The sequence below is a fragment of the Collimonas fungivorans genome (assembly GCF_028292705.1).
Classification (GTDB): Bacteria; Pseudomonadota; Gammaproteobacteria; order Burkholderiales; family Burkholderiaceae_D; genus Collimonas; species Collimonas fungivorans_B.
In genome coordinates, this window is the sequence record NZ_JAQGLV010000021.1 from 1 (window position 1) to 9,182 (window position 9,182).

At 61.4% G+C, this 9,182-nt stretch carries 11 protein-coding genes; all 11 read left to right on the forward strand.

What is annotated here, in order from left to right; translation table 11 throughout:
* The first annotated feature begins 292 nt into the window (after positions 1–292).
* Positions 293–1,309 carry a sulfate ABC transporter substrate-binding protein gene (locus JWQ61_RS00845; protein ID WP_304358843.1) on the forward strand — a complete coding sequence of 339 codons (1,017 nt, stop codon included), beginning with the start codon at positions 293–295 and terminating at the stop codon, positions 1,307–1,309.
* A gap of 67 nt (positions 1,310–1,376) precedes the next feature.
* A complete protein-coding gene (gene ssuE, locus JWQ61_RS00850; RefSeq protein WP_304358844.1) occupies positions 1,377–1,967 on the forward strand; it encodes an NADPH-dependent FMN reductase in 591 nt (196 codons plus the stop codon).
* A gap of 125 nt (positions 1,968–2,092) precedes the next feature.
* Positions 2,093–3,088: a sulfonate ABC transporter substrate-binding protein gene (locus JWQ61_RS00855; RefSeq protein WP_304358845.1), complete on the forward strand. Its 996-nt coding sequence runs from the start codon at positions 2,093–2,095 to the stop codon at positions 3,086–3,088.
* Positions 3,089–3,098: 10 nt separating this feature from the next.
* Positions 3,099–4,109 (forward strand): sulfonate ABC transporter substrate-binding protein, encoded by a 1,011-nt coding sequence (locus JWQ61_RS00860; protein ID WP_304358846.1) that lies wholly within the window; start codon positions 3,099–3,101, stop codon positions 4,107–4,109.
* Between the two features lie 24 nt (positions 4,110–4,133).
* The gene (gene ssuD / locus JWQ61_RS00865; RefSeq protein WP_120235099.1) at positions 4,134–5,282 is read left to right on the forward strand and encodes an FMNH2-dependent alkanesulfonate monooxygenase; all 1,149 of its coding nucleotides are present in this window, start codon (positions 4,134–4,136) and stop codon (positions 5,280–5,282) included.
* Between the two features lie 10 nt (positions 5,283–5,292).
* On the forward strand, positions 5,293–6,129 hold the full coding sequence (gene ssuC / locus JWQ61_RS00870) for an aliphatic sulfonate ABC transporter permease SsuC (RefSeq protein WP_304358847.1): 837 nt from the start codon (positions 5,293–5,295) through the stop codon (positions 6,127–6,129).
* Between the two features lie 47 nt (positions 6,130–6,176).
* On the forward strand, positions 6,177–7,013 hold the full coding sequence (locus tag JWQ61_RS00875; protein ID WP_304358848.1) for an ATP-binding cassette domain-containing protein: 837 nt from the start codon (positions 6,177–6,179) through the stop codon (positions 7,011–7,013).
* 47 nt (positions 7,014–7,060) lie between these two features.
* Complete coding sequence (locus tag JWQ61_RS00880; RefSeq protein WP_014007004.1) at positions 7,061–7,276, forward strand: molybdopterin-binding protein; 216 nt, start codon at positions 7,061–7,063, stop codon at positions 7,274–7,276.
* Positions 7,277–7,336: 60 nt separating this feature from the next.
* On the forward strand, positions 7,337–7,552 hold the full coding sequence (locus tag JWQ61_RS00885; RefSeq protein ID WP_014007003.1) for a molybdopterin-binding protein: 216 nt from the start codon (positions 7,337–7,339) through the stop codon (positions 7,550–7,552).
* 53 nt (positions 7,553–7,605) lie between these two features.
* A complete protein-coding gene (locus JWQ61_RS00890) occupies positions 7,606–8,505 on the forward strand; it encodes an EAL domain-containing protein (protein WP_304358849.1) in 900 nt (299 codons plus the stop codon).
* A gap of 2 nt (positions 8,506–8,507) precedes the next feature.
* Positions 8,508–9,098, forward strand: a complete 591-nt coding sequence (locus tag JWQ61_RS00895; RefSeq protein ID WP_304358850.1) for an alpha/beta hydrolase — start codon at positions 8,508–8,510, stop codon at positions 9,096–9,098.
* Positions 9,099–9,182: the final 84 nt, after the last annotated feature.

Consider the following 9,182-nt stretch of genomic DNA (forward strand, 5'->3'; position numbering starts at 1 on the left):
ACAGCCAGCAGGTGGGAGGCGAAATAGGCAAGGAATCTTTTCATGTACGGTCTCGGCAAGAGGGATGGGCAACACTGTAGTCATCTAGTCGCCCGATATTGCAATTCCTTACAGCTTGTAAAGCTATATGCTAATTCAGCGGGAATGAACGCCCTCCTTATTCGCCCGGCCGGTCCATACATATCTGTTTTTTGCATAAGGAGAGAAGAAAGAATTCGTTTTGTTTTCCAGGCCGCCTCATTAATCTGTATTCCTCAAAACAAAAAACATTCACAAACAAGGGAAGCAGAACATGTTGAAGAAAATAGTCAGGTCGGTCGTCGCCATCGCCTTGGTGGCTCAGAGTGCGCAGATTGTTCATGCGGCTGATTTTTCGCTGCTCAACGTTTCTTACGATCCGACACGTGAGCTGTATCAGGAGTACAACAAGGCTTTTGCCAAGTACTGGAAAGACAAGACCGGTGACAACCTCACCCTGAAGGCGTCGCATGGCGGTTCCGGCAAGCAGGGGCGCTCGGTGATCGACGGCCTGGAAGCCGACGTGGTGACCCTGGCGCTGGCCTACGATATCGACGAGATTTCCGAAAAAGCCAAGCTGCTGCCGGCCGACTGGCAAAAACGCTTGCCGCATAACAGCACCCCATACACTTCGACCATCGTGCTGCTGGTGCGCAAGGGCAATCCCAAGGGCATCAAGGACTGGGACGACCTGGTCAAGCCCGGCGTATCGGTAGTGGTGGCCAATCCGAAAACTTCCGGCGGCGCACGCTGGGCCTACCTGGCCGCTTACGGTTATGCGCTGAAGAAGAACAATAACGACGACGCCAAGGCGCGCGATTTCATCTCGCGCCTGTACAAGAATGTGCCGGTGCTCGATTCCGGCGCGCGCGGTTCGACCGTGACGTTTGCCGAGCGCGGCGTCGGCGATGTGCTGCTGTCGTGGGAAAACGAGGCTTACCTGGTGGAAGCGGAATTCGGCAAAGGCAAGTTCGATACCGTGTTCCCGTCGCTGAGCATCCTGGCGGAACCGCCGGTGGCAGTGGTCGACAAGGTGGTCGACAAGCGCGGCACACGCAAGATTGCGCAAGCCTACCTGGAGTACCTGTACTCGCCGGAAGGCCAGGAAATCGCCGCCCACAATTACTACCGTCCGATCGATCCTAAAGTCGCCGCCAAGTACGCCAGCAAGTTTCCGAAGCTGAGCCTGTTCACCATAGACGACACTTTCGGCGGCTGGAAAAATGCGCAGAAGACCCACTTCAGCGACGGCGGCGTGTTCGACAAGATTTACCAGCCTGGCGTGAAGTAAGCCGGCTGGCCGGAATGACCATGATTCAGCCGCCCTGCCTGGCAGGGCGGTTTCAAGATTGCTACAGATGACTATTTTGTTATTGGCCGGCAGCCCGTCCGCGCCTTCGCGTTCTACCCGTTTATTGCATTACACAGGTGAAAAGCTGGCCGTGCTGGGACATCGCTACAGCAAACTGGATGTGCGGGACCTGCCAGGCGACGCGCTGCTGCGGGCCGATTTCAACCACGCGGCGATCCAGGCGGCGCTGGCGCAGGTAGCGCAAGCCACCGCGGTGGTGGTGGCGACGCCGGTCTACAAGGCTTCGTACAGCGGCGTGCTGAAAGCGTTCCTCGACCTGCTGCCGCAGTTCGGCCTGACCGACAAGCTGGTGCTGCCGCTGGCCACCGGCGGCAGCCAGTCGCACATGCTGGCGCTGGATTACGCCTTGCGGCCGGTATTGTCGTCGCTGGCGGCCAGGCACGTGCTGCCCAGCATCTATGCGACGGAAGCACAGGTGCAGTGGTCGGAGCAAGAGGGATTGAGCCTGGACCAGGCGGTCTTCCAGCGGATTAACGAAGGCGTGCAGCAGTTGTCGGACAGCTTGCTGGCTTTGCGCAAGACCGGCAGCAACCATTTCGATCCGATTCCGTTTTCGCAGGTGCGATGTAGCGTGTAGCAGGAAATCCAGGCGAATCAGCTAACCGAATCAGCTAACTAAGCAACTTACCCCGCCCAGCGTTTGAAAAATCCGCCTTGACCGGCGGAGGGGGTCGTTTTGTCCAAAAAAACAGGAAGCATGTAATGACAGTCTCGACCAGCAACAAACACACAAGACGCCACGTGCTGGCGCTGCTCTCAGCGGTCGCCGCCGGCACGTTTGCGGCCGGCTTGCCGCAGCTGGCGCAGGCGCAGGACAAGCAGGTGCTGCGCATCGGCTACCAGAAAGCCGCCAGCACCCTGGTGCTGCTGAAAGCCCATGGCACATTGGAAAAGCGCCTGGCGGCGCAAGGCATCGAGGTCAAGTGGGCCGAGTTCGCCGCCGGCCCGCAATTGCTGGAAGCCTTGAATGTCGGTTCAGTCGATTTCGGTTATGTCGGCGAAGCGCCGCCTATCGTGGCCCAGGCTGCCGGCGCCGATTTTGTGTACAGCGCTTACGAAATCCCGACGCCGGAAGCGGAGAGCATCCTGGTGCCGAAGAATTCGCCGATTACTTCGCTGGCGCAGCTGAAGGGCAAGAAAATCGCCTTCAACAAGGGTTCAGACGTGCACTGGCTGGTGATCAGCCTGCTGAAGAAGGGCGGCGTCGCCTATAACGAGTTCCAGCCGATCTACCTGGCGCCGGCCGACGCCCGCGCCGCTTTCGAACGCGGCGCAGTCGACGGCTGGGCGATCTGGGATCCGTTCCAGACAGCGGCGATCAAGCAGATCGACGCCCGCGTCCTGGCGAGCGGCAGCGGCGTCGTCAGCCATCACCAGTTCTTCCTGAGCGCGCGCAAGTATGCGGAAAAGAACCAGGCGGTAGTCAACGCCATCCTGGAAGAAGCCGGCAAGGAAGGGCAGTGGATACGCGCCAACTACAAGGAAGCCGCGGCCCAGCTGGCGCCGATCCAGGGGCTGGAGCCGGATGTGATCGAAACCGGCCTCAAGCATTACGCCCATATCTACAAGCCGGTCGACAGCAAGGTGCTGGACGAGCAGCAGAAGATCGCCGACACCTTCTATGAGCTGAAACTGATTCCAAAGAAGATTTCGACGCGCGACGCCGTACTGCCGGCCAAGCTGGCAGACAAATCCTGAGGCCGGACCCATGTCTATTTCTTTGTTCCGCCGCCGCTCCCTGCAGAAAATCCGCCTTGCAATGGCGCTGCCGCTGTTGGCTGCACTGCTGAGTGCATCGCCGCTGAGCCAGGCGCAGCCAACAGCCAGGGAGCCCGAGCAGATACGCATCGGCTTCCAGAAAAGCGCGGTCAACCTGGTGGTGCTGAAACAGCGCAGCACGCTGGAGCAACGCTTCAAGAACAGCAAGATTGTCTGGCTGGAATTTCCGGCCGGTCCGCAGCTGCTGGAAGCCTTGTCCGCCGGCAGCCTGGATTTCGGCCTGACCGGGGATGGGCCGCCGGTATTTGCGCAGGCGGCCAACAAGGATTTGCTGTACGTCGGCGCCGAACCGCCGAAACCGGAGAGCTCCGCGCTGCTGGTGCAACCCGCTTCGAACATCAAAACGCTGGCTGACCTGAAAGGCAAGCGGATCGCCCTGCAAAAGGGCTCCAGCGCGCAATTCCTGCTGGTGCGGGCGGTCAGGAAAGCCGGCCTGGCCTGGACCGACATCCAGCCGGTCTACCTGGCGCCGGCCGATGCGCGCGCCGCGTTTGAGCGCGGCAGCGTCGACGCCTGGGCGATCTGGGATCCGTATTACGGCGCCGCCGAACTGAGTTTCAAGCCGCGCGTCCTGAGCACCGGCAGCGGCTTGTCGAACAATAACTCCTTCTACCTGGCGGCGCGCGGGTTTGTCGAAAATTATCCCGGCACGATATTGAATCTGCTCGATGAGCTGACCAAGGCCGATCGCTACGTGCAGCAAAACCGCAAGGAAGTGGCGCAGCTGATTGCCGATGTGAGCGGCTTGAACCTGGCGACGGTGCACCTGTTCCTGAGCCGCCGTCCCAACCCGTCGCCGACCACGGTGCTTAGCCCGGCGCTGGTGGCCGACCAGCAGCGTGTCGCCGACAGCTTCAAGGAGCTCGGCCTGATTCCGCGCACGGTCAAGGTGGCCGATATCGTCTGGTATCCCAAGAACGCGCCGTTGGCGCAGCAGTAAAAACATACATATACGGAAGCAGTCATGAACGTTTTCTGGTTTATTCCTACCCACGGCGACAGCCGTTACCTCGGTACCTCGCAAGGCGCGCGCCCGGTCAACTTCGATTACATGAAGCAGATCGCGGTGGCGGCCGACACTCTCGGTTACGACGGCGTGCTGCTGCCTACGGGGCGCTCTTGCGAAGATGCCTGGGTGGTCGCCTCCAGTTTGCTGGGTTTCACCCAGCGCCTGAAATTCCTGGTGGCGATCCGCCCCGGCTTGAGCACGCCTGGCCTGGCGATCCGCATGGCGTCGACCTTTGACCGGCTGTCGAACGGCCGCCTGCTGATCAATGTCGTGACCGGCGGCGACCAGGCTGAACTGGAGGCGGACGGCCTGTCTGCCGACCATGCCGAGCGTTATGAAATTTCCTCCGAGTTCCTGAAGGTGTGGCGCGGCGCCTTGTCCGGCGAAGGCGGCGAGGCCGGTTATAACTTCATCGGCAAGCATATCAAGGTCAAGGGTGCGAAGACCTTGTATCCGCCGGTGCAGAAACCGTATCCACCCTTATATTTCGGCGGCTCTTCGGAACCGGCGCATGAACTGGCGGCGGAACAGGTCGATGTTTACCTGACCTGGGGCGAACCGCCGGCTGCGGTCGCGGAAAAGATTGCCGACATCCGCGCGCGCGCCGCCAAGCATGGCCGCACCGTGCGTTTCGGAATCCGCCTGCACGTGATCGTGCGCGAAACCAACCAGGCCGCATGGGCGGCCGCGGAAGAATTGATCAGCCATGTCGATGACGACGTGATTGCCCGGGCCCAGGCTGCATTTTCCAAGATGGATTCGGAAGGACAGCGGCGCATGGCGGCCTTGCATGGCGGCCGCCGCGACAAGCTGGAAGTGTCGCCCAACCTGTGGGCCGGTGTCGGCCTGGTGCGCGGCGGCGCCGGCACCGCGCTGGTGGGCGATCCGGAAACCGTGGCGGAACGGATGCAGGAATACGCGGCATTGGGCATAGACACATTCATCCTTTCCGGTTACCCGCACCTGGAAGAATCCTATCGTTTTGCCGAGCTGGTTTTCCCTTTGCTGGGCAAAGGACGCGCCGCCAGCGGCGAGCAGGCGCTGACGGGGCCGTTCGGCGAAGTGATCGCCAACGGCTTGCTGCCGAAGGCGTCGCAGAGTTGATGGAGCCGACATGAGCGCAATCAGTAGCACCATAGCCGAACGGCGGCCACAAGCCGGCAAGGCAGGGAAGGCCAAGTCTAAGGCGGTACAAATCTGGCAGGAGCGCCTGTTGCCATGGCTGCTGCCGGTAGCCCTGATCCTGGGCTGGGAATTCGCCGCCAAGGTCGGCTGGCTGTCGAGCCGGATCTTGCCTGAGCCCTGGGCAGTGGCGCGTGCGGCCTGGTCGCTGACGCTGTCCGGTGAACTGTGGACCCACGTGCGGGTCAGCGCCTGGCGCGCGATTTCCGGTTTTGCAGTGGGCGGCGGCCTGGGTTTGCTGCTGGGTTTGCTGACCGGCACTTTCAAGCAGGCTGAAACCCTGCTCGACACCAGCATCCAGATGATCCGCAACATCCCGGCGCTGGCCCTGATTCCGCTGGTGATCCTGTGGTTCGGCATCGATGAATCGTCGAAGCTGTTCCTGGTGTCGATAGGGGTGTTTTTCCCGGTCTACCTGAACACCTTCCACGGCATCCGTTCGGTCGACAAAGGCTTGATCGAGATGGCCAAGAGCTACGGCTTGTCCGGCTGGCCCTTGTACCGCGACGTGATCCTGCCGGGGGCTTTGCCTTCGATTCTGGTCGGCGTGCGTTTTGCGCTGGGCCTGGTGTGGGTCTTGCTGATCGTCGCCGAGACTATTTCAGCGCAAGCGGGGATAGGCTACATGACCATGAATGCGCGCGAGTTCCTGCAGACCGATGTGGTGCTGGTTGGCATCCTGCTGTACGCCTTGCTGGGCAAACTGGCCGACATCCTGGCGCGCGTGCTGGAACGATACTGGCTGCGCTGGCATCCCGGTTATCAATGAGCATGTACGTCGCTAATTAAAGCAGGAACCTAAGGTAGGAAACCAAGATGCAGAATGATCCAGTTGAAAATGCCGAAGTAAAAGCCGCAGGCCAGCTTGGCGTTGGCCGTGGCGTCGGCATCCGGGTGTGCTCGGTATCCAAGTCGTACGCCGGCCGCGAGGTGCTGAAGACGCTCAACGTCGAAGTCGCCGCCGGTGAATTCGTCGCCATTGTCGGCCGCAGCGGCTGCGGCAAGAGTACCTTGCTGCGGCTGATTGCAGGGCTGGAGCAGGCCAGCGGCGGCAGCATCGGTTTCGGCGCCCACGGCGAACAGCCGGAAATCCGCATCATGTTCCAGGATTCCCGGCTGCTGCCGTGGAAGCGGGTGCTCAGCAATGTCGGCCTCGGCTTGCCGAAAGCTTCTCTGGCGTCGGCCAAAGCCTTGGCGCAGGTCGGCCTGGAAGACCGCGCCCACGAGTGGCCGGCGGTATTGTCCGGCGGCCAGCGGCAGCGGGTAGCGCTGGCGCGGGCGCTGGTGCATGACCCGGAACTGTTGCTGCTGGACGAGCCGCTTGGCGCGCTGGACGCCTTGACCCGGATCGAGATGCAGCAGCTGATCGAAGCGCTGTGGAAGGAACGCGGGTTTACCGCCGTGCTGGTGACGCATGACGTGCAAGAAGCGATTGCGCTGGCGGACCGCGTGCTGCTGATCGAAGATGGCGAAATCACGCTGGACGAAAGGATCAGCCTGCCGCGTCCGCGCGCACGCGGCAACCTGGCTTTTGCGCAGCTGGAAGAACGGATTCTGGCGCGCGTACTGAAACACCCGGCGGCACAGCCTGATTCGGCGTTAGGCGATGTTTCGCTGCAGCGCACGGTCAGCCAGGTCGGCTGGGCTATCTGATTTTTCGACGCATTTTTTGATGCACCCGCATTACCAAAGGAGAAACCATGAGCATCCAGGCAATTAACGTCCGCAACCAGTTCCGCGGCAAGATCCACAGCATTACCGAGGATGACGTGCTGTCCGCGCTCGATATCGAAACCCCTTCCGGCATCGTCTCCTCGGTCATCACTACCCGTTCCGTGCGCGATCTCGGCCTGGTGGTCGGATCCGAAGTGGTGGCGCTGGTGAAGGCCACCGAAGTATCGCTCGCCAAACTGTAATTCTGCACTCGGCGCATCTCGTTTCATCGTATCCAAATCGTATTCATCCAGGAAAATATCATGACTATCCAAGCCATCAATGTACGTAACCAGTTCAAGGGCAAGATCAAGGCCATCATCGAAGGCACGGTCGTGTCGGAAGTCGACGTCGAGACGCCGGCCGGCATCGTCACTTCGGTGATCACCACCCGTTCGGTCAAGGACCTGGGCCTGGTGATCGGCACCGAAGTGGTGGCGCTGGTCAAGGCTACCGAAGTATCGATCGCCAAGATCTGAGGGCCATCCTTCCCTGTATCTATCACATCGTCCGACCACATCGAGGTAAGCCCATGTCCTTTCCCGCCCTGGAGCAGTACCTGGCCCGTTTGAACGGTGCCAGGGATGACACAAGTCCGGACCCGACCCGCAGCGATTGCCGGGTCTGGCTGGACGATGACGGGCGCGCCCAGGGGCGTTATTTCAACACTACGCTGACCAGCGTATTCCAGCCCCTGCGCCGGATCGAGGCCGGCACGGGCAAGGGCGCCATCATCGGCCATGAAGGTTTTGCCCACAGCTATTCGGCCAACGACAACGGCCTGTATCTGTGGAAACTGCTGGACCATGCGGCCAGCGACGACGAGTCGATCGAACTCGACCGCCTGTGCCGCATGCTGCATTCGATCAATTTCTACCGGCAGGCCGAGGCGGTGGCAGGCGATCTCTACCTGAGCGTGCATGCGCGCTTGCTGGCGGCGGTCGACAGCAACCACGGCATGGCGTTCCGGCGCATCCTGACCTTGCTCGGCTTGCCGCACGAGCGGATCGTGCTGCAGCTGCCGACCATCACCGAAAACCAGGGCTGGCTGCTAAACTATGTACTGGACAATTACCGGCGCAATCATTTCCGGCTGGCGGTGAATGCGGACGATGTGGCGCAAGCCGCGAGCCTGCTGGAACGGGTGCGGCCGGATGTGATCAAGATCGATGCGCGCGGCGTCACGCACGACGAGCAGACCACGCGTTTGCTGGAAGACTGCGCCAAGCGCGGGATCCAGGTGATTTTCAAGCGACTGGAAAAGGCGCGCGACCTGGAAGTGCTGCAGCAGCTGGCAAGGATTGCCGCGCTGCCCTTGCATGGCCAGGGTTTCCTGTGGGACTTGCCGCAGGCGGCGCTGCATGCATTTGCCGCACCGGCGTCGCTGCAAGACGGTTTCTCTACGGCGGAACTCGATACTGGAGGAAGTTGATCATGGTCATGGCCGCGCTGTCATCGTTCCGCGTGCTGGTGGTGCCCGGGCTGTACAACAGCAGCCCGCAGCATTGGCAATCGCGTTGGCAGCGGCTCTATCCCAGCTTTGAGCGGGTGGAACAGGCGCGCTGGGATGCGCCGGTGCTGGAAGTCTGGTCGGAGCGTTTGCGGCAGCAGCTGCAGAAATCGGAACAGCCGACGCTGGCGATTGCGCACAGCTTTGGCTGCCTGACCACGGTGCACGGCGCCTTGAACCAGGTCCCGAACCTGGCCGGGGCGCTGCTGGTGGCGCCGGCCGATCCCGACAAATTCGATGTCAGCGCCGCCGTCAGCGGCCGCCTGCCGGTGCCGGCGATCGTGGTCGGCAGCCTGAACGATCCGTGGATGGAAAGCCGGCGCGCGCGCCATTGGGCGAAAGCCTGGGGCGCGGAATATATCGATGCCGGCGCGCTGGGACACATCAACGCCGAATCCAACCTAGGCGACTGGCTGTACGGCCAGTCGCTGCTGCAGCGACTGGTGGCGTTGTCGGCGGAGCATGCCCAGGGAAACGATGTGCGCGATACAGCGCGTTCCACGGCTAGCCGCTAGCCAAGCAGTCAGATAAATTCGTCAGGCGAACTTGCCGATCTTCTCGACCACCGCATTACGCACCGAACCGCTCACCACAAACGA

What these genes read in the sequence shown, in the direction of transcription:
- JWQ61_RS00845 (WP_304358843.1), top strand. Translation starts at nt 293, where the DNA reads ATGTTGAAGAAAATAGTCAGGTCGGTCGTCGCCATCGCCTTGGTGGCT.
- ssuE (WP_304358844.1), top strand. Translation starts at nt 1,377, where the DNA reads ATGACTATTTTGTTATTGGCCGGCAGCCCGTCCGCGCCTTCGCGTTCT.
- JWQ61_RS00855 (WP_304358845.1), top strand. Translation starts at nt 2,093, where the DNA reads ATGACAGTCTCGACCAGCAACAAACACACAAGACGCCACGTGCTGGCG.
- JWQ61_RS00860 (WP_304358846.1), top strand. Translation starts at nt 3,099, where the DNA reads ATGTCTATTTCTTTGTTCCGCCGCCGCTCCCTGCAGAAAATCCGCCTT.
- ssuD (WP_120235099.1), top strand. Translation starts at nt 4,134, where the DNA reads ATGAACGTTTTCTGGTTTATTCCTACCCACGGCGACAGCCGTTACCTC.
- ssuC (WP_304358847.1), top strand. Translation starts at nt 5,293, where the DNA reads ATGAGCGCAATCAGTAGCACCATAGCCGAACGGCGGCCACAAGCCGGC.
- JWQ61_RS00875 (WP_304358848.1), top strand. Translation starts at nt 6,177, where the DNA reads ATGCAGAATGATCCAGTTGAAAATGCCGAAGTAAAAGCCGCAGGCCAG.
- JWQ61_RS00880 (WP_014007004.1), top strand. Translation starts at nt 7,061, where the DNA reads ATGAGCATCCAGGCAATTAACGTCCGCAACCAGTTCCGCGGCAAGATC.
- JWQ61_RS00885 (WP_014007003.1), top strand. Translation starts at nt 7,337, where the DNA reads ATGACTATCCAAGCCATCAATGTACGTAACCAGTTCAAGGGCAAGATC.
- JWQ61_RS00890 (WP_304358849.1), top strand. Translation starts at nt 7,606, where the DNA reads ATGTCCTTTCCCGCCCTGGAGCAGTACCTGGCCCGTTTGAACGGTGCC.
- JWQ61_RS00895 (WP_304358850.1), top strand. Translation starts at nt 8,508, where the DNA reads ATGGTCATGGCCGCGCTGTCATCGTTCCGCGTGCTGGTGGTGCCCGGG.